At 46.7% G+C, this 23783-nt stretch carries 24 protein-coding genes and 1 pseudogene; 6 read left to right on the plus strand and 19 right to left on the minus strand.

Going from position 1 to position 23783, the window contains the following annotated elements:
* Positions 1-10 precede the first annotated feature (10 nt).
* From ndhI to IQ257_RS10725, 5 genes are all read right to left on the minus strand, one after another.
* Entirely contained in the window at positions 11-616 is a 606-nt protein-coding gene (gene ndhI / locus IQ257_RS10705; protein ID WP_193874676.1) for an NAD(P)H-quinone oxidoreductase subunit I, read from the minus strand.
* A gap of 104 nt (positions 617-720) precedes the next feature.
* Positions 721-1839, minus strand: coding sequence for an NADH-quinone oxidoreductase subunit NuoH (gene nuoH / locus IQ257_RS10710; RefSeq protein ID WP_193874649.1), 1119 nt, complete (start codon positions 1837-1839; stop codon positions 721-723).
* Between the two features lie 305 nt (positions 1840-2144).
* Positions 2145-2810 carry a hypothetical protein gene (locus IQ257_RS10715; RefSeq protein WP_193874647.1) on the minus strand — a complete coding sequence of 222 codons (666 nt, stop codon included), beginning with the start codon at positions 2808-2810 and terminating at the stop codon, positions 2145-2147.
* Positions 2811-2838: 28 nt separating this feature from the next.
* A complete protein-coding gene (locus IQ257_RS10720) occupies positions 2839-3480 on the minus strand; it encodes a hypothetical protein (RefSeq protein ID WP_193874645.1) in 642 nt (213 codons plus the stop codon).
* 168 nt (positions 3481-3648) lie between these two features.
* The gene (locus tag IQ257_RS10725; protein ID WP_193874674.1) at positions 3649-5439 is read right to left on the minus strand and encodes a M48 family metalloprotease; all 1791 of its coding nucleotides are present in this window, start codon (positions 5437-5439) and stop codon (positions 3649-3651) included.
* A 402-nt stretch (positions 5440-5841) separates the two neighbouring features.
* On the opposite strand from IQ257_RS10725, the gene IQ257_RS10730 reads away from it, so the two are divergent.
* Positions 5842-6204: a hypothetical protein gene (locus IQ257_RS10730; RefSeq protein WP_193874643.1), complete on the plus strand. Its 363-nt coding sequence runs from the start codon at positions 5842-5844 to the stop codon at positions 6202-6204.
* A 334-nt stretch (positions 6205-6538) separates the two neighbouring features.
* Here the strand turns inward: IQ257_RS10730 and IQ257_RS10735 are convergent, their stop codons facing one another.
* Complete coding sequence (locus tag IQ257_RS10735) at positions 6539-7390, minus strand: hypothetical protein (RefSeq protein WP_193874641.1); 852 nt, start codon at positions 7388-7390, stop codon at positions 6539-6541.
* A 594-nt stretch (positions 7391-7984) separates the two neighbouring features.
* On the opposite strand from IQ257_RS10735, the gene IQ257_RS10740 reads away from it, so the two are divergent.
* Positions 7985-10048, plus strand: a complete 2064-nt coding sequence (locus tag IQ257_RS10740) for a cellulase family glycosylhydrolase (protein ID WP_193874639.1) — start codon at positions 7985-7987, stop codon at positions 10046-10048.
* Positions 10049-10203: 155 nt separating this feature from the next.
* Here IQ257_RS10740 and IQ257_RS10745 read toward each other — a convergent pair.
* The 10 genes and pseudogenes from IQ257_RS10745 to IQ257_RS10790 form a co-directional block, all read right to left on the minus strand.
* Positions 10204-10380 (minus strand): annotated as a pseudogene (locus IQ257_RS10745) (alpha/beta hydrolase); the annotation flags it as partial.
* A 10-nt stretch (positions 10381-10390) separates the two neighbouring features.
* Positions 10391-10867, minus strand: a complete 477-nt coding sequence (locus IQ257_RS10750; protein WP_193874637.1) for a hypothetical protein — start codon at positions 10865-10867, stop codon at positions 10391-10393.
* A gap of 246 nt (positions 10868-11113) precedes the next feature.
* On the minus strand, positions 11114-12064 hold the full coding sequence (locus IQ257_RS10755) for a F0F1 ATP synthase subunit gamma (RefSeq protein ID WP_193874672.1): 951 nt from the start codon (positions 12062-12064) through the stop codon (positions 11114-11116).
* An 80-nt stretch (positions 12065-12144) separates the two neighbouring features.
* A complete protein-coding gene (gene atpA, locus IQ257_RS10760; protein ID WP_193874670.1) occupies positions 12145-13665 on the minus strand; it encodes a F0F1 ATP synthase subunit alpha in 1521 nt (506 codons plus the stop codon).
* 108 nt (positions 13666-13773) lie between these two features.
* Positions 13774-14331 carry an ATP synthase F1 subunit delta gene (gene atpH, locus IQ257_RS10765; RefSeq protein WP_193874635.1) on the minus strand — a complete coding sequence of 186 codons (558 nt, stop codon included), beginning with the start codon at positions 14329-14331 and terminating at the stop codon, positions 13774-13776.
* Positions 14328-14894 carry a F0F1 ATP synthase subunit B gene (locus tag IQ257_RS10770; RefSeq protein ID WP_193874633.1) on the minus strand — a complete coding sequence of 189 codons (567 nt, stop codon included), beginning with the start codon at positions 14892-14894 and terminating at the stop codon, positions 14328-14330. The genes atpH and IQ257_RS10770 overlap by 4 nt, the downstream gene beginning before the upstream one ends.
* 198 nt (positions 14895-15092) lie before the next feature.
* A complete protein-coding gene (locus tag IQ257_RS10775; RefSeq protein ID WP_193874631.1) occupies positions 15093-15587 on the minus strand; it encodes a F0F1 ATP synthase subunit B' in 495 nt (164 codons plus the stop codon).
* Between the two features lie 150 nt (positions 15588-15737).
* Entirely contained in the window at positions 15738-15983 is a 246-nt protein-coding gene (gene atpE, locus IQ257_RS10780) for an ATP synthase F0 subunit C (protein WP_190641179.1), read from the minus strand.
* 127 nt (positions 15984-16110) lie between these two features.
* A complete protein-coding gene (gene atpB, locus IQ257_RS10785; RefSeq protein WP_193874629.1) occupies positions 16111-16866 on the minus strand; it encodes a F0F1 ATP synthase subunit A in 756 nt (251 codons plus the stop codon).
* A 57-nt stretch (positions 16867-16923) separates the two neighbouring features.
* Positions 16924-17346, minus strand: a complete 423-nt coding sequence (locus IQ257_RS10790; RefSeq protein WP_193874627.1) for an ATP synthase subunit I — start codon at positions 17344-17346, stop codon at positions 16924-16926.
* Positions 17347-17520: 174 nt separating this feature from the next.
* Between IQ257_RS10790 and larC the strand changes: the two genes are divergently transcribed.
* The 4 genes from larC to IQ257_RS10810 all read left to right on the plus strand — a co-directional run bounded on the left by larC (position 17521) and on the right by IQ257_RS10810 (position 21382).
* Positions 17521-18810, plus strand: coding sequence for a nickel pincer cofactor biosynthesis protein LarC (gene larC / locus IQ257_RS10795; RefSeq protein WP_193933031.1), 1290 nt, complete (start codon positions 17521-17523; stop codon positions 18808-18810).
* 112 nt (positions 18811-18922) lie between these two features.
* Positions 18923-19135, plus strand: coding sequence for a DUF2997 domain-containing protein (locus tag IQ257_RS10800; RefSeq protein WP_193878988.1), 213 nt, complete (start codon positions 18923-18925; stop codon positions 19133-19135).
* A 13-nt stretch (positions 19136-19148) separates the two neighbouring features.
* Complete coding sequence (locus IQ257_RS10805; RefSeq protein WP_193878991.1) at positions 19149-19712, plus strand: nucleotide exchange factor GrpE; 564 nt, start codon at positions 19149-19151, stop codon at positions 19710-19712.
* A 77-nt stretch (positions 19713-19789) separates the two neighbouring features.
* A complete protein-coding gene (locus tag IQ257_RS10810; RefSeq protein WP_193878994.1) occupies positions 19790-21382 on the plus strand; it encodes an Hsp70 family protein in 1593 nt (530 codons plus the stop codon).
* Between the two features lie 201 nt (positions 21383-21583).
* Here the strand turns inward: IQ257_RS10810 and IQ257_RS10815 are convergent, their stop codons facing one another.
* The 3 genes from IQ257_RS10815 to IQ257_RS10825 all read right to left on the minus strand — a co-directional run bounded on the left by IQ257_RS10815 (position 21584) and on the right by IQ257_RS10825 (position 23683).
* A complete protein-coding gene (locus IQ257_RS10815; RefSeq protein ID WP_193878996.1) occupies positions 21584-21883 on the minus strand; it encodes a hypothetical protein in 300 nt (99 codons plus the stop codon).
* A gap of 351 nt (positions 21884-22234) precedes the next feature.
* Entirely contained in the window at positions 22235-22720 is a 486-nt protein-coding gene (locus IQ257_RS10820; RefSeq protein WP_193878999.1) for a hypothetical protein, read from the minus strand.
* 81 nt (positions 22721-22801) lie between these two features.
* The gene (locus IQ257_RS10825; protein WP_193879002.1) at positions 22802-23683 is read right to left on the minus strand and encodes a ChaN family lipoprotein; all 882 of its coding nucleotides are present in this window, start codon (positions 23681-23683) and stop codon (positions 22802-22804) included.
* Positions 23684-23783 lie beyond the last annotated feature (100 nt).

A 23783-nucleotide genomic window follows, 5' to 3' on the forward strand; every position in this document is an offset into this window, starting at 1 on the left:
GATAGAATGACTAAGTCTTAGCCGTTTCTTCAGTCTTGGGTTCCATTCGCTCCACAATTTCTTCTGGACGCAGACCAGCACGTTGAGAACCTGGTGGTAAATCGTGTGGGTCTATAACACCCTTCGGTAGGTAGCCAAACTCCCGTAAAGGAGTAACGATTGGGTCTTGAGTCACTTTATAGGGCAAGCGTCCCATTGCCACACTATCGTAATTGAGTTCGTGGCGATCGTAGGTAGATAGTTCGTAATCTTCTGTCGCAGATAAGCAGTTAGTGGGGCAGTATTCAATGCAGTTAGCGCAGAAAATGCAAACTCCGAAATCAATGCTGTAGTGCTTGAGATTTTTCTTCTTACTCGCTTTGTCAAACTCGTAGTCTACTACAGGCAGGTTAATCGGGCAAACCCGCACGCAGACCTCGCAAGAAATGCACTTATCAAACTCAAAGTGAATTCTACCCCGATACCGCTCAGACGGAATCAGCTTTTCATAGGGATACTGCACAGTAACGGGACGGCGCTGCATATGATCGAAGGTAACAGACAAACCTTGACCAATGTAACGGGCAGCTTGAACCGTTTCTTTGGCATAATCGCCAACTTGTTTGAGAAACTTCAGCATAGTTCAGGTATTCTCTCTTTCTTCTTCCAAGTCATTGGTTATTTGTCATTCATTCTTTGTAAACAACAACTAACCAATGACTAATGAGCAATGACCAATAACTAACCCCCAAAAGCAAACGGAAAGGTTAGTTTAAGAGCAGCAGTCAGGAGTAGATTTGCCAGTCCAACTGGCAGTAGAAACTTCCACCCCAAATTGAGCAGTTGGTCGATGCGCACGCGAGGAACCGTCCAGCGCAGCAGAACGGCGATGAAAATCAATAGGTAAGCCTTCAGAAGAGTCATGATAATCCCCAAAGACGCTGCGATTACCTGCAACCAAGGCGTGCTTTCACTGATGCCCAACCAACTCGCTAACTGTTCAATGGGAATTGGCAATTCCCAGCCACCCAGATAGAGAATGGCAAATAGCAAAGCCGAAAGAACTAGGTTGACGTAGGAACCAATGTAAAATAGACCGAATTTCATCCCAGCATATTCCGTCTGGTATCCAGCAACCAGTTCTTCTTCTGCCTCCGGTAGATCAAAGGGAAGTCGCTCACATTCTGCTAAAGCGGCAATCCAAAAGATTAGGAAGCCAACTGGCTGACGCCAGATATTCCATCCCAAGATACCGTAGCCAGATTGCTGTTCAACGATGTCGATAGTACTCAGGCTGTTTGACATCATCACAACAGCCAGTATCGCTAAGGACAAGGGTATTTCGTAACTGATAGACTGTGCTGCTGCCCTCAATCCGCCCAGTAGGGAATACTTATTGTTGGATGCATAGCCGGACATCAGCAGACCAATCGGTGCAACGCTAGACAGGGCAATCCACAAAAAGATGCCCAGACCCACATTCGAGATCACCAAATTCTGTCCAAACGGCACAATCAGGTAAGACAGAAAGACGGGGATAACGACCAGAATCGGTCCGAGGGTGAACAGCAACGGATCTGCTTTAGTTGGGATAATGTCTTCCTTAAAGACCAGTTTCAGACCATCAGCGACGGGTTGGAGAACACCCAGCGGTCCGGCATATTCTGGACCTATGCGCTGTTGGGCAGCGGCAGAAATTTTGCGTTCTAGCCAGATAACGACTAAGACACCGACGATGGCACCGATAATCATCAGGAACATCGGCAGCGGCATCCAGATGGCTTTGGCAACACCGGCTGGGATGCCGAAATCCTTAAGCGATTGAATAAAACTTCCTTGAAGGTCAATTCCTGCTTTCATTTTGGCGGCTACAAGTAGTTACACCAGGCAGAGTCGATACAACGAGTATCGATTTCTACGCGGTTCTTTATGTGAAGATTTTTTTCCAACCTCATTGCCTAGTATATCGTTGGATGGTTATCCGCCCAGTCTGATCCTGAGAATTTCTACTTATCGCCGCCGTTAGTTTTCCTTTTGGGGTCTTATGGATAGGGTGAGCCAACCCTGGTGCTAGGCGTCGCATCTATCACATCCATTATTATTTGTGATGCTTTTCAGCAGGGTGTATTCAAAAGGGTGTGGGGGATAGGGGAAAATGGGGATTTTCAGTGTTTATCCTGCAATTTTTTCATCTCTTCAGAGACATCAGCCGCAATCTGTAACGCTTCATTCAACAGATGTCCGTACTCGCTAGCTTGGTCGTTAACTTGCAGCGCATTTAAGATTCTCAAATTACTTGCCAATAGCTCCGGATTGCTAACCAGTAAGGTTTTATTCTCCCGCAAAATTCGCTCAACCCTAATGGCTTTTAGCAAATCCTCTTTAATAAGAGTTAGGGCTTCAATCACATTTTGGCGATCGCTTAAACTCATTGAAGTAGTTCCCGCTACCTCTAATTGATCCTTGAGATCGATGGCTTTAATGACACCATTGTATCGATCCACTTCATCCAACAAGCTGCCCAGATTCCTGTTATTGTGGCGTTGTCGCCAAAACCAGCGACCCCCTACAACCGCAATTGGCACCACAATCAGCGTCACCAGAATAGCAATCAAGGAAACTCCCATCAAGGGAAGAATAATAAAAACATACAGCAAGCCAACCCCGATTGGTGTGAGTGCCAGACTCACAATGAATTCTTGAAACCAAAAACTCCCTTGAGTTCGTGAATTTTGAAAAATCGATGGTCTGAAGATCTCAGTAGGGTCAACACCACTTAAATGCTTGAGTTCTCCCGATGAAATTTCCAAACCCTGCAAATCTGATTGCACAGAACCCCACCCAATAATTCATAATTCATCAACGTTGATTTTGCAGCTTTCTCATTTCCTGTTGAACATCCACAACAATCTGCAACGCTTCATTGAGCAGGCGACCCTGTTCACTTGCCTGGTCGCTTACTTGCAACGCCGTTAACGCCATGAGATTATTATCAAATAAATCAGAATTAAATTTGATAAAGTTCTCGTTTTCTCGAAGAATTCGCTCAGTTTTTAAAGCTCGAACGATATCTTCTCGAGTCAGCCTCAGGGCGTGAATGACCTGCCCTCGATTTTTCAACCGCACGTCTGGATTTCCCACGGCTGCTATTTGGTCATTGATGTCGATAGCTGTAATGACCGCATTATATCGCTCAACATCTTCAAAAATCTTAATGGCGTTCCGGTTTTTGTAACTGAGGTAAATTTTTCGGATATCGTCCAACACTAAACCAACAGCAACACAGGCATGGCTAGTTATTAACACTAGCAACTGTTCAGGAAAGAGCTGGCTGAAAATAAAGCAACTACCCGTGATTAACAGAACAATCAGGAAAGTTTTAGCAATCTCTGCTAGAAAGTTAGGGAGAGTCGGCGGTCGAAAGACCGTTTCTATACTTACGCCGCTACAGCGTTTGAGTTCTCCTTTCGTAATTTCTAGACCCTGTAAATCAGGCTGCATTGCACTTCAGTGAAATTATTCTGGCGCTCCCTGACTGGAACGCAGAGGTGACAGTAACAGATTTAGTCTTTTCTCTGTATTAGCATATATTCCTTGAAAGGAAGGCTCGAAGCTTGCAAACACGTTCTAGAGCAAGCGCGTCAAATCTCAACATTGAGCCCTACCTGCTTAGTTACTCAGTTCACTCTCGTTCTGCTCCGGAGTTTCCTCGCAATCTTCCCTTTCCTCTTCCTCACACTCTTGGCGCTCTTCGTATTCTTTGAGAAGTTTGGCAACTCGTTCCTGAATGACAAGGTGCCGCGCTACACCCTCATAGGTATAGCGGTTGTAGCCATTACGCTCAATCAGAGTTTCCAAATTGCTAATCCGTTCCTCTGTATCAGGGTGGGTGGAAAGCCACGCGAATAAGGGACGTTCCTGTTCTTCCTTCGCCAGAGTCATCATCAAGTTGTGCAAGCCATCAGCGGCATAACCGCCAGCAACTAAAATCCGAGTACCTAGATCATCAGCTTGGCGTTCCATGTTCCGACTGTAGTTAAGAACAATTAAATTCGTAGCCGTCCCTCCAAAGGGAATGTATTGAGTAATGTTGGCAATTAAGTTACCCTCCGTGACTAGCTGAAAACCGTGAGACAAAACAGCGTGGGCTAATTCGTGGGCGAGTAAACCCGCTAACTCTGCTTCAGAGTTTGTTTTCAAAATCGCTCCAGCATTGACAAATACCTTTCCACCTGGTAGGGCAAAAGCATTGATGCGGTCATCCATGATGACATAAAACTCATACTCAAACTCATCACGACCTGTCACGATCGCTAATTTGTTGCCGATCTCCCGGACATACTCAAGCACCTCTTCATCCTCTACCATGGGCAACTGCCGCTGCACCTGTTTGGCAATTCCCTCTCCAACGGCTGATTCGCCCCGCAGCATCAGCACCGTTGTTTCAACGGCAGAGATAGGTCCGAAGAGATTGCCCGTGAAGATATAGCCTAATGCCCCAGTAATCACGTTTGCGATCGCATTCCCCCGCAGTTCACTGCGTAGGTGAGACTTGTGGCGTTCCAAATTCTCCTCTGCCAGCACCTCAAATTCTTCAGCCTGGGGATGGTTGAAGTTGAGCAAGGCAAATTGACGTGCTGCCAAGGATGCTTCTAACCACCGTTTTGCTTCCCCTAGCGCCGTTATTCTAGCTTTGAGTAATTCCGGTTCATTTGGATAGAGAGTACTCCCTCGCTCCAAGATTTCCAGAGCCTCTTCTTCCCGACCATAATCCTTAAGAGCTTGGGCATAGCTTAAATGAGCAGGGATAAATTCTGGCTGCTGCTCAACTAAAAACTGAAGCGGTACGAGGATTTTCGTTTCAAGTTGCTGCTCTAAACCCGCCTGTGCCTGACGCCAGTACACTGCCCCGGCTGGCGATAGTTCGGCTGGGTCGTAAATGGCTACAGATTGTTCTTGAACTTGCTCCTCGACTTCAAAGGGTGCTTTGGCTTGACGATAGAGCTGTTGAGCGGCGGCAAACTGTCCACTCATGTAGAGTCGGTCTGCCTCAATTAAGGTCTGCTGTCGTTCAAGTTCTTCTGGAGTGAGTTCTGGTGTTTGGGCATCGACCGATTCTTCAGTACCAGCTTCAGGAGCAGTTTCTGCATTTTCCGATGCCTCTATTTCCTCAGTGGATTCTTCGGCAGTCGGTACATCGGTTTCCTCGGTTGTGAAAGTTGAGGGTGATGAGACGGGTGCTGTATCGGGAATGACGATGGTTTCTGGAGTTTCGGAGGAGTCGTCAGAGATTATCACTTCTCTCAGAGACTCCTGGGTAATATCTGGAATGACGATTGTTGTGGGGTTTTTGGCTGGCTCCCGCTCCTCAACAGCAACGGACTTGGCTAAAACCATTGATGTTGAAGTAGGCAGCAAAATGCCTAAGGAGATTAGCAGTGAATTCCAGAGGAGTTTCATAGGGGAATATCCGGCATTACTAGGTAAGGTTTGATTCAGCGATAGGGCAGCACCACTGCAAGGTTCTACCTGTTTCACAGGGTAGCTTAGACACAGCCCTATTTTTCTCACGAATCACCATCCTCACCAACGGCTTTAAGTATCGAGCAATACCATTCTTGGACTTGTACTGGGATAATTTTTAGAAATTATTGAGAAAATTCCAATCAATTATTAATTGTCACGCCTCGATTAATAATTAGCAAGAGAAAATTATGGCATTAAGGTGGTTAGCATTAATTTTATTAAAGTAAGTTTTTACCATCGGTAATTTCACGGAAAGCGTCCTTGGCATACTGGACAATTCTCAAAGCTTTTTGATTAAAATAGACAAAACTATGGAAGCAGGCAAGAGGCAATCCGATGCACTCACAGGAAGCAACCTTGGAAAATAACAGTCCTTGGTATGAAAGCCCCAATGGAACTTGCACTATTCTCCAACCCACTTTAGTCAATATGGGAGAAGGAAAACCGCTACACTTAATGTTCCCCGTTCACTGGGCGAAATCCCTAGAAGTTCTGCCTCAAGCCAAACAAATGGCAAATAATCTCAAAGCAATGTTAGTCTTGCTACTCCACGGAGAAGCCTCTGACAGCCAAATTGCTTCCTTAATTGTTGAATTAGCTGAGGCTGAAGTACTGCCCCTGTGGATTGGAGAGCAAAATCGGCAGAAAGTAGACAGGATTATTTCAATGCTATTCAGCCAGATTCAGGAGAATGCTTGAGTGAGGCAACAAAAACGGACAAGGGGAAAGGTAAAGGGTGAAAGGTTTGTATAATTTCCCTTTTCCCTTTTCCCCGTCTCCTTGAATCCACTACTAACTCTCCCTATATAGCGTTTCTCTATCTGGTGAGATACAACACCCTGGAGTTTAGGGAGTAGGGAGTGGGTAAAAAAACTCAATGTATCTCACTAGTGCAGCGTGACGGAAATAAGTGACCAGCTAAAATCCCCCTTGTCTCTCTTGAAGTAGTCAAAAACTGCTGCCGAGATGCACTAGGTTGGGAACCGCTATATAGCGATTCTTAGAAGGGTAGCTCTATTTCCGTCGTGCTGTACTAAGAAAATATCTTTTCCGCCTCCACAGACCAGTTTTTAATGACTTTCAACTGCGTTGAATGTTCGGAAGCATCTGCCTGTTGATCCTGTGCTGCCAATGCTTGGTGCAAAGCCTCCATCTGTGCCTTGATTTGTTCAAGTTGATTTTGGACTTTTTCGACCTCTGAGGAAGGCAGCGAAGTTACACTTGTAGGAGGCTCAACCACAGTTTTCCGGGACGCATAACCCATGTAAGTTTGGGCTGAAGCAAACTTTGTTGCTGCTGTCTGCCCTTTCTGTTGAGTCGGTGTCGCGGGTTGAGTTTCAACAACTGATGCCGTCATCACCATCGGTTGAACGGTGGGAGGCTCCGCAGAATTGGTGTAGGGTGCCTGTGTTGCTGGTTCTAATTTGACTTCCCTGTCTAAAGACTGTAATGGTTCGAGTTTGACATCCTGATCCCAAGGTGACGCTAGTTCGGCTTTAACGTCTTCATCCAAAAATGAAGTTAGTCCAGAAGCTGTCAACCGGGGTTCTGAAACTTTGAGTGACTCTAGCAACTCTTCCTTTTCCTTTAGGTTTTGCGTCAAGCTAGAGAGTTTTGCCTCAGCTTGAGCTGATTTCTGGGAAGAGTGTCGCCACCCCGTTATCGCTAGACTAGCGGTGCCTGCTGCCAAACTAAGGACAGTCGTTAAACCGAGGTAAGGAGGTGCTACATCCCTTAGCTGTCCATGAAACAGCGATTCCTCTTGGAGTTGAATGGTGATTGGCTTCTGACCCAGTATGACTAATGGCAAAGTCAGTACACCAAAGACTGCTGCCGAAATGATTGCTGGTGCAACGACGAATTTTCTGAGTGGAGAACCAGTCATAATAGTAATTCCTAGTGGCAATTTCCAGTGTCCGTCACAAAATTCAAGAGAATTAGGATGCCTCAATCCCATTCCTTTGAACTAATATTTGGCAGGAGAAATGGTAGTTAAAAGAACCGACTTAATGCTTACTTTTTTAAAGTTAATCTTTATGTTTAAAAATGTCCATATATTTTCATGAAGTAGAGATGAAGAATTTATAGGGACTCCGTAAAATCAATGAAAAATTGACTCTGATGAGTCTAGCTTCTCGAATCATGCACGTTTGATTGTAAATAGCAACCCCAATCGGAAACATCAGGCGGAGAGATGGTGTCAAGTGGGTCAGGGTGATGAACCGACTTAACAAAAAAACTAATTGAGGAGCCTCTTAACTTGAAAGAATTCCCTCTGAGCGTCAAAAAATAACGAGGTTGGCTGAAGTCCTTAGAGTCTATCTAAAATGCTTACTAGGCGGGATTTAATCAAGTTCTGTAGTTCATCAGGGTAAACAACAGCCAATGCTAACAACCTTAAATAACGCCAATCACGGGTTAACTTCAATCAAGTTGTCTCGTTCTAACCACATCAACTGCTTTAGTGTTTCACAAAGCTATGTTTAGATTCCTCCTGCACCCCCTTTTGATTCGCTTTCAGCTCACCCGATCGCACAACGCGAACCGCCAGCAGAATCGGGAAGCATGGCAATATGCCTCTAGAGAAAGACGATTCCCTTTGAAACTGTATTCCAGACTACTTTGGTTTGGATTAGCCTTACTGTTGTCCTTACTGATGGGATTGGTTTTACCAAATCAAAGCCCTGTAACAGCAACTAGTTCAGCTATTACCATTCAAGTTCCCTTATCTACCCGAAGGGCGAAAATTGTTGATGCTAAAGGTCAGCAAGTGTTGCTCCGAGGCGTGAACTGGTTTGGCATTGAAACAGAAATGCACGCCCCTCACGGTTTGTGGGAACGGGATTACAAAGAGATGCTAGCCCAGATGAAAAACTTGGGCTACAACACAATTCGGCTTCCCTACTCCGTACAATCTCTGAGAGCTTCAGAAGTAACAGGCATCGACTACAGCATTGGCGTTAACTCTGAACTGGAGGGGAAATCGCCGTTGGAAGTTATGGATGCGATCATCCAAGAAGCCGATCGCCAAGGATTAATGATCCTGCTGGACTCTCACCGACTCAACGACCAACGCATTCCAGAATTATGGTACGGTGACGGCTTCACCGAGAAAGACTGGATTGATACTTGGACGATGCTGGCAAAGCGCTACAAAAATCAGCTCAATATTATTGGCGCAGACCTCAAAAACGAACCCCACGGTCGAGCGAGTTGGGGAACCAACAACCTAGCGACCGACTGGCGACTGGCAGCCGAACGAGCAGGTAATGCAATTCTCGACATCAACCCCAATTGGTTAATTGTCGTTGAAGGTGTCGAAAATAATGTCCCTGGTCAAAAGCTGGAAATTCATTGGATGGGTGCCAATTTAGAGGGAGTCGGACGCTTTCCAGTCCGGCTGTCGCGTCCTAACAAGGTCGTTTATTCCCCTCACGAATACGGTGCTGGAGTTTTTGATCAACCTTGGTTTTCCGAACCCAGTTTTCCCAATAATCTTTCTAAGCGCTGGGAAATTGGATGGAACTATATCGCCACGAAAGGAATTGCTCCCGTCTTTATTGGCGAATTCGGGGGTCGGCAAGTCGGCAAAAACTCCAAAGAAGGAATTTGGCAACGGAAATTAGTGGAGTTCGTCCGTCAAGAAGAGCTAGGTTTCGCCTACTGGAGTTGGAATCCTAACAGTGACGATACGGGTGGTATTTTATTAGATGACTGGCTAACCGTCGATGCTCCCAAGCAAGAACTGCTCCAAGGACTGCTGGTTGCAACTCGCTTTTCCCATACCCCAACGGCGGCGATTGTCAACCCCAAACCGCGTTCTTCCCCCATTGCGATCGCTCCCACGCCAAAACCCCAACCCCCTTCGACTATATCCCCTACAGCGCAACCCCAATTGAAAGTAGTCTCAAATATACGCTCCGATTGGCAGGACGGATTTTGCATGAGTCTACAGGTCATCAATCCAAGCAGTAGTAGTGTTCGTGATTGGCAGTTGCAATTCCAGATGAATCAAGCAACGATTAATGAGAGTTGGAACGGTAACTTTAAGCGCCAAGGGTCACAATATACCGGGACTCCCTTAGATTGGGGACGGGTGATCGAACCCGGACAAAGCCGAGAGTTAGGATTCTGTGCCAATAAGCAGGGGTCTGACTACCAACCCCAGCAACTTTCTGCTGTTGCCATTAACTCAACCTCTAACAATCAACCCAGTGTAACGGTTCCGATAACAAGCCCACCTCAGTTAAAGGTGGCGTCTAACATCCATTCAGATTGGCAGGACGGATTTTGCCTGAGCCTGCAAGTCACCAATCAGGGCAATAAAAATGTTCGGGATTGGGAATTGCAGTTCCAGATGGATCAGGCGGCAATTCGTCAAAGTTGGAACGGTAAGTTTAAACCCCAAGGTTCTCAGTATACAGTCACACCTCTAGATTGGGGGCGGGTTATTGCACCCGGACAAAGCCGCGAATTGGGATTTTGTGCTGACAAGCAGGGGTCTAATTACCAACCTCGGCAAGTAGCAGTATCGAGTCGTTAATCTTGACGATAAAGGTGCAGAAGCCATACTACTCGGTTAACCTCACCCCCAACCCCTCTCCCCAAGGGAGAGGGGTTGGGCTTTCTAGGCATCTGCTCACAAGTTTTGTCAGTCAGTCTATTGGCACCGAAAAATGCTTCACTGAGGTCTTTTTAGAACTGAGAGCGATCGCTGCTCACACCTGCACGGATATTGTCAAAGACTTCGATCGGCAACCCACCAGGATTTGCTTCTGTCTTCAACATCAGCGGTGGCACTGCACCTACCAGCGCAGCTTTCGCAACACGACTGGTGCCGTGGCGACCGATATAGCGAGTGACTTTACCACCGCCAAGCAAACTTTTAGATGGGTAACTCAAAGAAGATGACGTACACTAAAAACCCAGAAACTATTCCGTATATCCGTGATAAGAAGGCTTTGAAACGCACACGCTCGTAAACTAACCAAACCGAAACGATAATAGAAGAGAAAAGAATCTCTGATAAAGGAATTAGCGGGTTTTCAAAGAATTTAAGCATTAAGAATGCAATTGCCGTTAGAAAGGTGAAAATAATATAAGTACTCACGAGGGGAAATTCACCTTGGCGGGCATTGCCAGTCTTGACAAAAGAACTTAGAGATGCGGTAATAATTACGGGTAGCAGAGCGGCAAGTAAGCTTCTAAGTCCCATACCAATACCCAAAGAAAAAGATTGGATGATCAGGTAGCTTAAAGAACCTATTGTTATTGCAGCCGCAAAAGCAATTAAAACAAAATTAAAAATAGAGCGAGACAATTTTGATATTTTTTTATTGTCTTCACTGTGCCTTTTTTGCATTTCTTTCTACCAACCAAGATAGATTGTTTAAATGGAATGGTTATTGAAGGTTTCCCTAAAAAAAACTGAAATTCTGCTCCCTCATAATCATAAATGTAGCAAGATATCGGGTTTATCTCCTCTTTCTGGGGATAGAATCTGGTCGTCTACCCAACGATGACTAAAAATATCCATAGGAATTATGAATTAAAAACGCGCCTGAGTCGCCCCAGACGCATTTTATCAATATCAATTTACAAACTAAATCTAACCACTGAGTGCCTCGGCACCGCCGACAACTTCCAGGATTTCCTGAGTAATAGACGCCTGCCGCGCCTTATTGTAAGACAACGTTAGGTTGCCAATCAGTTCTGTGGCGTTGTCACTGGCGTTGTTCATTGCCGTCATCCGCGCTGCTAGTTCGCTTGCCGCTGATTCTTGCAATGCCCGCAGCAACTGGTTGTTCAGATACAACGGCAAAAGAGCATCAAGAATTTGCACTGGATCTTGTTCAAAGATCATGTCACGAGGTAGGGGGCGATTTGTGGGTGTGACTTTCTCCCGTGTCACCTCGAATTCACCGCCACGAGTTGTCAGCCGGAAGATTTCATCATCCTGGGCTTCTAGTCCTTGCGCCGTCAGAGGTAGCAGGGTTTGTACCACCGGACGAGAACTGATAAGCGAGACAAATTTGGTGTAAACTAACTCAATCCGATCTACCGTTTCCGATAAAAATAGGGAGAGCAATTCGTCAGCAACCATCGATGCTTCTGTGGCTGTGGGAATTTGCTCTAAACCCGTGTATTTGGCACTAATTGGCTGGTCACGGCGCTCAAAGTACTGGCTAGCTTTGCGTCCAATTAAGACATACTTGTAGTCAAGTCCTTCCTTTTGGAGTTCCTTGGCGCGGTTTTCGGCGCGGCGAATAACGTTGCTATTGTAACCGCCACACAAACCGCGATCGCCTGAAATAACCAACAAGCCTACAGACTTGACGTCCCGCTGCTTGAGCAGAGGCAGGTCAACGTCTTCAAATTGTAGGCGGTTCTGCAAACCGTAGAGGACTTGAGCCAAACGATCAGCGAAGGGGCGGGTAGCCGTTACCTGTTCTTGGGCGCGACGTACTTTCGCCGCAGCTACGAGGCGCATCGCCTCCGTGATTTTCCTTGTATTTTTGACCGATTGAATGCGATCGCGAATCGCTTTTAGATTGGGCATAACCTGTTCATTGTTGATTGCTGATTGTTCATGGTTCATCGCCATCAGCAATGAACCATGAGCTATGAACTAAGAACCAATTACACAGATACTAGGAAGGTCTGCTTGTATTCGGTGAGGGCTTCCTTCAGCAGGCTTTCTGCTTCATCGGTGAGAACCTTCTGTTGCTTAATAATCTCACCAAATTTCGGCTTGCTGGTCTTTAAGTACTCCCGCAGACCCTTGGCAAATGTGGTGATTTTATCAACAGCAATATCATCCAGATAGCCATTCAGACCTGCGTAAACGAGTGCTACTTGTTCGTACACTGCTAGGGGTGAGTACTGGGATTGCTTGAGTAGTTCCCGCAAACGCTGACCCCGTGCCAGTTGGTCTTGAGTGGCTTTATCCAAATCGGAGGCAAACTGAGCAAAGGCTTGCAAGTCATCATATTGTGCCAATTCCAGCTTTAACTTACCTGCCACCTTTTTAATGGCTTTTGTTTGTGCAGCAGAACCCACCCGCGATACTGAAATACCAGGGTTAATAGCAGGTCGTAGACCGGAGTTAAATAAGTCAGAAGATAGGAAGATCTGACCGTCGGTAATGGAAATTACGTTAGTGGGAATGTATGCCGACACGTCACCCGCTTGGGTTTCAATAATTGGCAGTGCCGTCATACTACCGCCACCCAATTCGTCATTCAGCTTCGCTGCCCGTTCCAATAGGCGAGAGTGGAGGTAGAAAACGTCTCCAGGATAGGCTTCCCGACCGGGGGGACGGCGTAGCAGCAGGGACATCTGGCGATAGGCTTGAGCTTGCTTAGAGAGGTCGTCGTAAATGACTAGGGTCGCTTTGCCTTTATACATGAAGTATTCGGCAATAGTGGCACCTGTGTAAGGAGCCAGGTACTGAAGAGTTGCTGGATCGCTGGCATTAGCAGCTACAACAACGGTGTAGTCTAATGCACCCCGATCTTGCAACACACCGACGACCTGAGCGACGGTAGACGCCTTTTGACCGATGGCAACGTAAACACAGATTACGTCTTCTTCTTTCTGGTTGAGGATGGTGTCAATGGCGATCGAGGTTTTACCGGTTTGGCGATCGCCAATAATCAACTCCCGTTGTCCCCGTCCGATGGGAATCATCGCGTCAATCGCGGTAATACCCGTTTGCATCGGTTCATGGACAGAACGCCGCGCAATAATACCAGGAGCTGAAGATTCGATCAGGCGAGATTCACCGGACTGGATATCTCCCTTCCCATCAATCGGACGGGCGAGGGCATCCACCACACGACCAATCAGGGCTTCTCCCACAGGCACCTGGGCAATCTTACCCGTAGCGGTAACGGAACTGCCTTCTTGGATATCGCGCCCTGCACCCATGAGTACAGCACCCACGTTATCTTCTTCTAAGTTCAGGGCAATACCAACGGTGCCATCTTCAAACTCTACCAGTTCCCCAGCCATGCACTGTTCCAAGCCATAGATCCGGGCAATGCCGTCACCCACTTGCAGTACAGTGCCAACATTGGAAACCTTGACCTCTTGGTCATACTCCTCGATTTGCTGCCGAATAATGTTGCTAATTTCGTCGGGTCTAATGCTGATCATGATTCGTTGTCAGTTGTTGGATTATTAGCTTCAGAACAAGCATTTATTTAGAATTCAGAATTTAGCAAGAAAGTTTTATCTTCCTGACTTCTGACTTCTGTACTTCTTTCTTTACGTTGCACTGTTCAGGCGTATGCCAATGCGACGGAGTTGCCCACGCAGGCTGGCATCAATGACTTGAGAACCCACTTTCACAATCACACCACCAATTAAATCGGGTTCAATTGTTGTGTCGAGCTCAACTTGCTGGGCATTAGTCATCGCTATGACTTTCTGGCGGACTGCCTGTTTTTGGTCATCGTTGAGTTCGACGGCGGAGGTTACTTCTGCTAGAACAGTTTGTTTTAACTTTCGCAAGAGAGCTTGGTACTGCTTACAAACCCCTTCTAAAAAGAGAATGCGTCGCCGCTCGACCAGAATCTTTAAGAAGTTCACCATGTAAGGGTGTAGTTGGTCGCCAGCAATCTGTTGCAACACGGCTTTTTTGTCGTCGGCTTTGACGATGGGATTGCCGATAAACTCCTGAAATTCTGGTGATTCCCTAAAAAGATCGAGCAGGGCAGCCACATCTTCACCAAAGCGATCAACGAGGTTGTGTTCTTGACCCACAGACATCAGTGCTTCTGCATAGGGCTCGATCACCTCTGCACTTACTAAACTCCCTTTCACGATCCACCTCCCATTAGAGCGATGCTGCGGTTAATTAATTGCTGCTGCGCCGATTGGTCTTGATCTAAGCGCCCTCTCAGTTGCGAATCGACTCGCTCCATTGACATTGCTACAACTCGTTGCCGGAGTTGGGCGATCGCTCGTTCTCGTTCCGAGTTTAAATCTTGAACGGCTGATTCTTTCATCCGTTCAACATCTTTTGCGGCTGCTGCCAAAACGGATTCTCTAGCTGCCTTGGCGTTTTCTTCCCCCTTTGCCCGAATTCGTTCGGCTTCGGCTTGGGCTTGCGCCAACTTCTGCTGGGCATCTGCTAAAGATGCCGCCGCTTCCTTCTGGCGTTTTTCCGCTTCGCGAATTGCTTCTTCAATATCTGAGCGTCGTTGTGATAGGGTATTCCCTAAAAATTTTCGCCCAAAATAGAATAGCACCCCGATAACGATCGCCAAGTTGATCAGGTTGGTTTCTAAAATGTCAAAGTTCAGACCAAAACCACCTTCTGAACTGCCTTCTGCCACAGCCTCTGCTGCTGTAGCTAGGATTGAGAAAGTACTCATAATAGCCATATACAACTGCCAAAATTGAGAACTGCCGAGCTGCTGTACGTCTTAAATCCGCATAAATCTACAATGCTGGAATTCTGCCATTAGCCTTTCGGTTATCGGTCACTAAGTCCTGAACGACTAATAATAAATAACCGACAAAATCCCAGGGTTTAAATAGGCAAACCCGATGTTCCAAAGAAACGCCAGCTTTTGCTTGTCCTACTTAACCAACTCCGGACCCAAAAGTTTTTCCAAAATTTGGCGAGAGAGAGCATCCACTTCTTGTTCAAGAGATGCCATCGCCTCAGCTTTTTGCTGTTCGATCTCCTTTTGGGCTTGCTCTCGTTGAGCGATCGCTTCAGCTTGCGCATCAGCCATCTTCTGAGCAGCAATTTTCCGGGCATCCTCTTGGGCGGCTGCAATTGTCGATTGAGACTTACGGCGAGTTTCTGCTAGTTCTTGCTCGTATTGCCGTGCCAAGTTCTTGGCTTTATCCAAGCGTTCCCGTGCTTCTGTCTGGTTTTTGCGGATATAATCACCCCGTTCATCTATTGCCTTTCCGAGCGGCTTGTAGAATACTACATTCAACACCACTACTAAGATGACAAATTGCAGTGCCATCAAGGGTAGGGTGGCATCAAAATCAAACAAGCCCCCTTCTTTGGCTGCTTTTTCTACTGTTTCTACAGCTAGTAAAATCGTCGAGTGTATCATGATTCTCCTGTGGCTCCACAGCGCAAGAAAAGGTCAGCTTTTCACTTGATATGGGGATGCCTTTTTACTCGGTTTGTCTCCTGGGTTGAGGTTATTTTTCAGCATTCAGGCTACTGAAATTCAGCGCCCGAATGCTGAGTCAATCAAGTGTTACGAGAAGGGGTTAGCAAACAACAGAACGAGGGCAACCACCAGACCGTAAATAGTGAGCGCTTCCATGAAAGCCAAGCTCAACAGTAATGTTCCACGAATTTTACCTTCGGCTTCTGGCTGACGAGCAATTCCCTCTACAGCTTGACCCGCAGCATTTCCCTGACCAATGCCAGGACCGATTGCAGCTAAACCAACAGCTAGAGCGGCAGCAATAACAGAAGCAGCAGCAATTAATGGATCCATGGTAACCTTCCTTCTAACTAACTAACTAAACGACAACATGAAACTCCCACCTGGAAAAATCCACTTAGAACAGCGGAATTTTTAGTTCGGATGAGAAATTTAATCTTTACCACTAGCGCCTGCCGCATCATTCATGATGCTCTTCGCCATGATCTTCCATGGCTTCACCGATATAGGCGGCAGCTAGGGTTGCAAAAATCAGCGCTTGAATGGCACTTGTGAACAAACCCAGTGCCATCACAGGTATCGGTACAAACAGCGGCACCAACAGCACCAACACTGCCACCACCAGTTCATCTGCCAGAATGTTGCCAAACAGACGGAAACTGAGTGATAGGGGTTTGGTAAAATCTTCCAGAACCTTGAACGGCAGCAGAATGGGTGTCGGTTGAGCGTAACCCGCGAAGTACCCTAAACCTTTCTTGCTGAGACCTGCGTAGAAATACGCCAGGGAAGTCAGCAGGGCAAACGCTACTGTGGTGTTGATATCACTGGTTGGAGCCGCTAATTCACCTTCTGGTAGCTCAATGAGCTTCCAAGGTACGAGCGCTCCAGACCAATTTGCCACAAAAATGAATAGAAACAGAGTGCCAACGAAAGGCACCCATGGACGGTAGTCTTTCTCCCCAATCTGATTTTTCGCTAAATCCCGCAGAAATTCTAGGGCATATTCCATAAAATTTTGGATACCGCTAGGAATTCGCTGAACGTTGCGAGAGGCAGCAATCGAAGCCACCAGCAGAATGGCAATGGCTACCCAGGAGGTAAGGAAAACCTGTCCGTGGACTTTTAAATTGCCAATATGCCAGTACAGATGCTGACCAACTTCTAATTCAGCAAGGGGGAAAGCATTTACAAGCGTTAAACCATCTATCATGTCCATCCCGGAGATTTCCCCAGATATCTTCAAGCGTAAAAGCGGCTGACTTAACAACTGAGCCTACTTAGATGTAGGAGACAGCGTGCTTTGCAGTATATAGACGATGACTGCAGCCTTATAAGTCAGAAATCCTAAAAAGATGGGCAAAATATGCAATTTTTGCCATTGACTGGCAAGGACAATTAGCCCAATCAAAAGAGCAAACCGAGTAGAACTCGGACGCCTTTTTTGGGAACCTATCCGTTCAACATCTTTAGCCAACATTCTCAAGTAAACCACACCGGTGCACGCCCCGATCAAATAGTTCAAGGCAATATTTAGGGAGTAAAAGCTCCAGACAGAGACAAAGATCACCCCTGCCATTGTAAATGTCACCAGCAACAACGTTCGTTGTAGTTGGTAATACTCCCGCATTGAGGAACTAGGTTGAGAGAGTTCCTCTTCGGTCGGTGTGGGTTGAAGAGAGTCGTCTGACGGGTTCACGGGCAGCAGCCAAAGCTAGTCTATTAAAGTTGGCTCGATCGCATCTAGCCATAGGCAATCATACCATGTTGAAGTAACAATACTTAAAATATCGTTAATGTTGGAATGGGGAGTGGGGAGTGAGGAGTGGGGAATGGGGGAATTTTCCTGCTTTTTTGAGTTGAAGGACTTGATATGCCAAAGTTAGCTTACCTGGATTGTCAGACAGGAATTGCGGGTGATATGTGCTTGGGGGCGCTCGTAGGGGCAGGTGTCCCTTTAGAGTATTTAATTGAAAAGCTCAAAGGACTGGGTATTGATGAGGAGTATCGGTTACGAGCCGAAAGTGTCCATCGCAACGGTCAGTTAGCCACGAAAGTTCATGTTGATCTGCTGGGTGAGGTAGAACATGATCATCATCACTCCCAAGGACAGAACTCCCACGACCACAACCTTTCAGGTCACGCACCAACCCGACACCTGCCAGAAATTGAGGGAATGCTCAAAATGGCGGGGTTGCCGCCACGGGTTTTGGATTGGAGTTTAGCGGTTTTTCGCAACCTAGCAGAAGCAGAAGGGGCAGTTCATGGTATTGCTCCAACTCAGGTGCATTTCCATGAAGTGGGAGCCACCGATGCCCTCATCGATATTGTCGGCACCTGTTTGGGTTTAGATTGGCTGGGGATTGACCAACTCTACTGTTCTGCCTTACCGACAGGGGGCGGTATTGTCCGAGCTGCTCACGGTCAGCTTCCCGTACCGGTACCGGCAGTCTTAAAATTGTGGGAATCCCGTCAGGTTCCTATTTACAGTAATGGGATTGAGCGGGAGCTCGTGACGCCAACCGGTGCGGCTCTTGCCGTTACTCTCGCGGTTAGCTTTGGTTCTCCACCCCCCATGAGCATCCAGAAAGTTGGTCAGGGTGCGGGTACTGCCCAGTTACCGATTCCTAATATCCTGCGACTCTGGATTGGTGAAGCATCAGAGGTTCAACTACCCGATAGCGGACAACTGAACAATGACCCTTGCCAAGAAACCATCTGTGTGCTGGAAACTCAAATAGATGACTTAAGTCCTCAAGCCATCGGCTACGTGTTTGAAGTGTTGTTTAATGCGGGGGCGCTTGATGTTTTTACCCAAGCAGTCGGCATGAAAAAGTCTCGCCTGGGGATTTTGCTTACGGTTATCTGTCCGCCAGAAAAGGCAACGGTTTGTGAAGATATTCTTTTTCGAGAAACGACTACGTTGGGTATTCGTCACTTTATCCAGCAGCGCACTGTTTTGGATCGAGAAATCCAAGAGGTTCAGACAGACTATGGCACAGTACGGGTGAAGGTAGCTAGCCGGACTCGTAGTGGCAAAAAAGCGATCGCTAATGTACAGCCAGAGTATGACGATTGTGCCGCGATCGCACGGCATCACAACCTGTCTTGGCGGGAAGTGCATCAACTAGCGCTGGATACCTGGTATCGCCAGCATGGGTGAAGGGTGTGGGTTGGGTAGAGATTCCTACGCTAAGATGAGGACTATCTTCAGTCCTGAGTCCTTCGGGATGTTCTAAATAAGCAAGCTGTCGTACTAATGATTAGGAGAAACCATGGCTGAATATCAAAAGATTGAATATCGTATCGGTAAAGATGGCAAGATTACCGAAACCGTAATAGGTGCTACGGGCTCAAGTTGCACGGAAACGACTAAAGGACTTGAAAAAGCTTTGGGTGAGGTCGATGATCGAGAATTGCTACCCGACTATTATGAGGGGGAAGAAACAATAACCTCTTCTCAAACCACAACTCTGAATCAGATCTAAGAATGGAGGCGCAATGCTTGATAACCCCAACCTTTTTTGGTTAGGTAGCGTACTCTGGTTGGGAGGTTCTTCGCTGGTGTTAAGTCTCTTGGGTTCTAAGTACAAGGAAAAAACACGGGTTAACGCCTCTCAAATTGCTGATAGTGCGATGCAAATCGAACAATTGCAGGAGCAATGTCAGCGCCTACGCACGGAATTGCAGGAGCAATCGAATCAGCATAAAGCGGATTTTCAGGATACAATCTTTGAGCAACTGCAACCTTTACTGACTAATTTTCCAACGGCTCGTCAGATGGTCAAAGCTCGACCGGATTTACTCGCTAAAAATTTGGTGTCTCTGTTTACGCCCCTAGAAAATCTGCTCGATAGTTGGGAGTACGAATCCATTGGTTTGCCTTGGGAGCCTGTTCCTTATGATCCTCAACTCCACCAACCCGATAGTGATGATATTGTTGAGGGAGAGTTAGTTTATATTCGGTTTGTGGGCTATCGAGATGGGGAGCGAATTCTCTGTCCAGCTAAAGTCAGCCGTACTTTGCCTGGGGGAATGAATTATGAAGGGGGAGTTAAGGTTTAAAACGAAGCACAGTTTTGACTTCCTAAAGCCAATTTAATTCTCAACTCTTGTCCCCTGTCTCCTGACTCTTTAACACCATGACTACTGTTGCGATTGACTTCGGCACCAGTAATACTGTTGTCAGTATTCTTGAACCCGATACCAACGCTCCAAAAACCCTCAGATTGGGTTCCCTCTCTCGCTTGTTTAAAGTATCGGGTGCTGAGGGAGAGGCACAAGATATTCCGGTAATTCCGACGTTAGTGTTTGTCAAGGAACCCGGCAAAATTTTGTTGGGAGAACAGGTGCGCTCGCAACGGTTGGGGCAATCTCAACCCACTCGTTTTTTCAAAGCATTTAAACGGGATTTAGCGGCAGATTTTCAACCCCCACCGCGTCTTTTAGATGGTCATCGTTACAGTGCCGAATCGATTTCAGAAGAGTTTATCAACTCGATTTGGCAGCAGTTACAGGTACAAAGAATTCAGCCGTCTCAGCTTATTTTCACCGTACCAGTGGGAGCGTTTGAGCGCTATTTGGATTGGTTTCGGGATATAGCGAGTCGTCTAGATGTATCGAGCGTGCAACTGATCGATGAATCTACGGCGGCGGCATTAGGTTATGCGGTGCAGCGTCCTAGTTCCTTGGTTTTGGTGGTAGATTTTGGCGGCGGGACGTTGGATTTAAGTCTTGTGCGAACGGCTCCTCAACAATATCGGGGTAAGAGCGATCGCCAGACGGTATTGAAAGCAGAAGTGTTGGCTAAGTCTGATGCTTATGTGGGTGGGGAAGATGTTGATATCTGGATTGTTGAAGAATACCTGCACAAGCAAGGTTTGTCAAGAGCTGAGATTGGGGAAATTGGCTGGCAGAATTTGTTGGAAATTGCCGAGCGTCTGAAAATTCGTCTCTCCAGGGCAGAGGAGGCAAAAGAAAGTTGGTTAGAGGAAGAAACCTTTACCTCCTATGACTTGGAACTGAGTCGAGATGGGTTAGAAGAGATTTTAGAAAATCGCCAGTTCCTTGAACAATTGCGTAATACCGTAGATGAGGTGCTAGGGGTTGCTCACGGCAAAGGTATCGATAAACGTGATATTGAGCAAGTGTTACTGGTTGGGGGAAGTTGTCTGATTCCTGCGGTACAGCAGTTGATGACGTCCTATTTTGGCAGGACAAAGGTAAAGTTAGATAAGCCGTTTGAAGCGGTGGCTCATGGGGCGTTGGCGTTGAGTCAGTTTGCGGGTGTAGATGACTATCTGCGCCATGGTTATGCCATTCGGTTGTGGGAACCCCATGGGCGGAGGTATTCTTATTTTCCTTTATTTGAGAAGGGAATTCAGTATCCTTGTCAGCGAGCCGAACCTTTAATTCTGCAAGTAGCAACGGAAGCACAGGGGGAAATTCGCCTAGATATTGGGGAAGTGGCGGAAATGGCGCAAGCTGAAGTTGTTTATGATGCCCAGGGACGAATGACGAGTAGTCAGTTGTATAAACACGCCGATTACCGTTCGCTGGAAAGTCATCACGAGCAAGTGTGTATCGCCCATCTTGATCCGCCCGGACAGGTGGGGGTTGATCGGGTTGCCGTGCAGTTTGAGGTGGATGAACGGCGGATGTTATTGGCGACGGTGAGGGATTTGCTGACAGAGCGGCTGTTGGTGGAGAAGGGAGCGATCGCCAAGTTACAGTAAGGTTGGGAGCGGATTTATTATTTTGATACCGCCGATTCCGCTTCTCACTTACATGAGCTACAGATCCACTCCCTACTCCCCACTCCCTGCCTTCATCAGTGTGTACCTCACTAGACAGAGAAACGCTATATATCTTTGTCTTTTTGTCTAATAATTTAGATGGGTTTATCCTGAGTCCATCCCTAATGCTAATTGATAGCATTAACAAAACACGGCTGTGGCAGGTATTGACAAGGATTGATCACTAGTATCGGGGTTGGTATTTGAACGGTTTTGCTCGTAAAGCGTTAACAGGAACGCCCCCAGGAAAAAAGCAATAATAATGGGCAACAGCAGATCCGTTTTCGGTTCCTCCTTGGGCTTTTTGGCAAAATCGCGACTGAAGTCGCAGGCAAGGCACTGGTAAACATCCGGGTTGCGCTGAACTACCGATTTTTTACCGCACTTGGGGCATTCAATTAAGATTTCTTTGATGGTTAGGGATTTTTCTTCGCTTTTCATCGTTGGTGCATCTCAACTTGTTTCTGGAATACACTGAGCTACCCACTGAAGCTCTACCATTCCGGATGCTCACCGGAATCTTTCGCGATAGTCGCGATAGTTTAGATGCACCCACTAGCGATTTCAATTGAGCTTATGCAGTTTTAGAGAGAGTATAGGGACTTTGGGAATTCTCCTCTCCCCAGCTCTCAGTGAGGTAGATAATACATAATAACCTCTAAGAAAGAAAAAATATCGCAATTCTTTCTTTCTGAACAGAAACAGAAACAGATACAATAACTATATCTTTCTTAAAAATCAAGTCAGGACTAGAGATGAGCGTACTCTTCTCAGCCTGAGAACCGCTATAAGTCAGCGATTGAACAACTGCTGCCGCCTGACTCTCAAGTACACCCCCAGGGGAAATTGATAAAACTCCATCACCAGCCACAGGATAATGGTTAAGTGCGACACAAAGGTTAATCCAGTCCAAACTGTCGGCAACCAGGATAAGTGGCTATTTGGATCTGGAGGAAAGGTGTAGGCAGAAAGACCAATTAAAGTCGGTGGCAGGATTACGAATGCGACTGCAAAAATTCCGGCAACCCATCCCCACTTCACTCCTTCGAGGTGCGCTCCTACCCAAGTTTTGCCATTCCAGTGCCAGGTTAAGGGGGGCTGTCTGTCTGTCATTTTGAGTAGCTGTCGCTCCAAGTCAGCGGTGAAAATGTGACGACACGACTCACAAGCTAAAGCCTCCATCAAAGGCATAGCTTGGATTTGACCCAAACGACAAATCGGACAGGGGTAAACCCCATGATAGCCAAAACGGTCGAATGAGTTTTGTAAACTGTACATACTCAAAGCAATCTCCTGTCCCTTATGTTATGTCAGTGCATTGACCCTTGGGCGAGCTTTTTCTATAGAATATTATCGAGATTACCAGAAGAAATCTGCGATCGCTTTTTCCCCGTCAGGTTGCACCGCTTCTGGCACACCGAATAAAACCGAACGCTGCACCAACTCAGGGGTATTGAGGCGACGAGCCACTCGGCTGGGTATCCCGTAACCGTAAACAATATGACCTTTCCCAACGATTACCATCACCTGATAGTCTGGGTTAGCCTTGACAAAGTCAGCAATTCCGGCTGCCATCGTTTCATCCCATAGAACTTGGGCGGTGAAAAATCGTTCAAAGTTGGTACTGTTGCCCTGCCCCTTTGGATGGTGCTGTTCGTAGATTTCTCGAATCATTTGACGGTATTCGGCGTTATCAGTCCGAATTTCTGAACGGGGGGGAATGTGCTGTTGTTCAGTGGGAGTCAGGCTTTCTAAGCCAGTGCGGGCAACTTTGCGCGTTACTTCTGTGGGGGTATTGAGTGCTAAAACAGGCAGTTGATGGGTTTTGGCAAAACGCAATAGGGGGGCGTAGTACTCCCACGGAAAGCCCCAGCGTTGCTCGTATTCGGTTTGTTGAATGAGTTGGGCTTCTGTAATTTGTCCTGCCAAGTAGCGATCAAGGATATCCTGATAGGGTCGCTGGAACATTTCCATAGCGATCGCAATTTTGGGATTCTGCTGGTAGAGTGCTTGCAGAATTTCTAACTGAGCGTTGTGATCTTCAGGACTATCGTGGGTTTCACCTAGGTAAACAATATCTGCTTTTAGCAGTTCCTGCACTATGGTTTCACGAGACTCAATAGAAGGTGTCTCTACGGGTTCAGTTTGAAGTTGGTGATTTTGAGCGCAAGCCGGAGTAGTGCAGAAAAACACAATACCCAATGACCAGCCACACAGTTTAGTAATTTTGCAAATTTTCATAACTTTATTTTGCCCTACCTCAGCTTAATCGAGAAGGGAAACCAGGAGAAGCAAAAAGAGGACAGATGTCATAGCTAGGTAGGCAAAGTTGGAGAGCCTG

Origin of the sequence: Coleofasciculus sp. LEGE 07092 (assembly GCF_015207375.1) — a bacterium.
GTDB lineage: Bacteria > Cyanobacteriota > Cyanobacteriia > Cyanobacteriales > Coleofasciculaceae > LEGE-07092.

Excerpts from the sequence above, each read along its gene's own strand:
- IQ257_RS10825 (WP_193879002.1), bottom strand. The coding sequence starts at position 23,683 with ATGAAAATTTGCAAAATTACTAAACTGTGTGGCTGGTCATTGGGTATT.
- IQ257_RS10810 (WP_193878994.1), top strand. The coding sequence starts at position 19,790 with ATGACTACTGTTGCGATTGACTTCGGCACCAGTAATACTGTTGTCAGT.
- larC (WP_193933031.1), top strand. The coding sequence starts at position 17,521 with ATGCCAAAGTTAGCTTACCTGGATTGTCAGACAGGAATTGCGGGTGAT.
- IQ257_RS10820 (WP_193878999.1), bottom strand. The coding sequence starts at position 22,720 with ATGTACAGTTTACAAAACTCATTCGACCGTTTTGGCTATCATGGGGTT.
- IQ257_RS10725 (WP_193874674.1), bottom strand. The coding sequence starts at position 5,439 with ATGAAACTCCTCTGGAATTCACTGCTAATCTCCTTAGGCATTTTGCTG.
- IQ257_RS10805 (WP_193878991.1), top strand. The coding sequence starts at position 19,149 with ATGCTTGATAACCCCAACCTTTTTTGGTTAGGTAGCGTACTCTGGTTG.
- IQ257_RS10800 (WP_193878988.1), top strand. The coding sequence starts at position 18,923 with ATGGCTGAATATCAAAAGATTGAATATCGTATCGGTAAAGATGGCAAG.
- atpB (WP_193874629.1), bottom strand. The coding sequence starts at position 16,866 with ATGGACATGATAGATGGTTTAACGCTTGTAAATGCTTTCCCCCTTGCT.
- IQ257_RS10770 (WP_193874633.1), bottom strand. The coding sequence starts at position 14,894 with ATGGCTATTATGAGTACTTTCTCAATCCTAGCTACAGCAGCAGAGGCT.
- IQ257_RS10750 (WP_193874637.1), bottom strand. The coding sequence starts at position 10,867 with ATGCAAAAAAGGCACAGTGAAGACAATAAAAAAATATCAAAATTGTCT.
- IQ257_RS10815 (WP_193878996.1), bottom strand. The coding sequence starts at position 21,883 with ATGAAAAGCGAAGAAAAATCCCTAACCATCAAAGAAATCTTAATTGAA.
- IQ257_RS10740 (WP_193874639.1), top strand. The coding sequence starts at position 7,985 with ATGTTTAGATTCCTCCTGCACCCCCTTTTGATTCGCTTTCAGCTCACC.
- IQ257_RS10755 (WP_193874672.1), bottom strand. The coding sequence starts at position 12,064 with ATGCCCAATCTAAAAGCGATTCGCGATCGCATTCAATCGGTCAAAAAT.
- IQ257_RS10730 (WP_193874643.1), top strand. The coding sequence starts at position 5,842 with ATGCACTCACAGGAAGCAACCTTGGAAAATAACAGTCCTTGGTATGAA.
- nuoH (WP_193874649.1), bottom strand. The coding sequence starts at position 1,839 with ATGAAAGCAGGAATTGACCTTCAAGGAAGTTTTATTCAATCGCTTAAG.
- IQ257_RS10720 (WP_193874645.1), bottom strand. The coding sequence starts at position 3,480 with ATGCAGCCTGATTTACAGGGTCTAGAAATTACGAAAGGAGAACTCAAA.
- atpE (WP_190641179.1), bottom strand. The coding sequence starts at position 15,983 with ATGGATCCATTAATTGCTGCTGCTTCTGTTATTGCTGCCGCTCTAGCT.
- IQ257_RS10775 (WP_193874631.1), bottom strand. The coding sequence starts at position 15,587 with ATGATACACTCGACGATTTTACTAGCTGTAGAAACAGTAGAAAAAGCA.
- IQ257_RS10735 (WP_193874641.1), bottom strand. The coding sequence starts at position 7,390 with ATGACTGGTTCTCCACTCAGAAAATTCGTCGTTGCACCAGCAATCATT.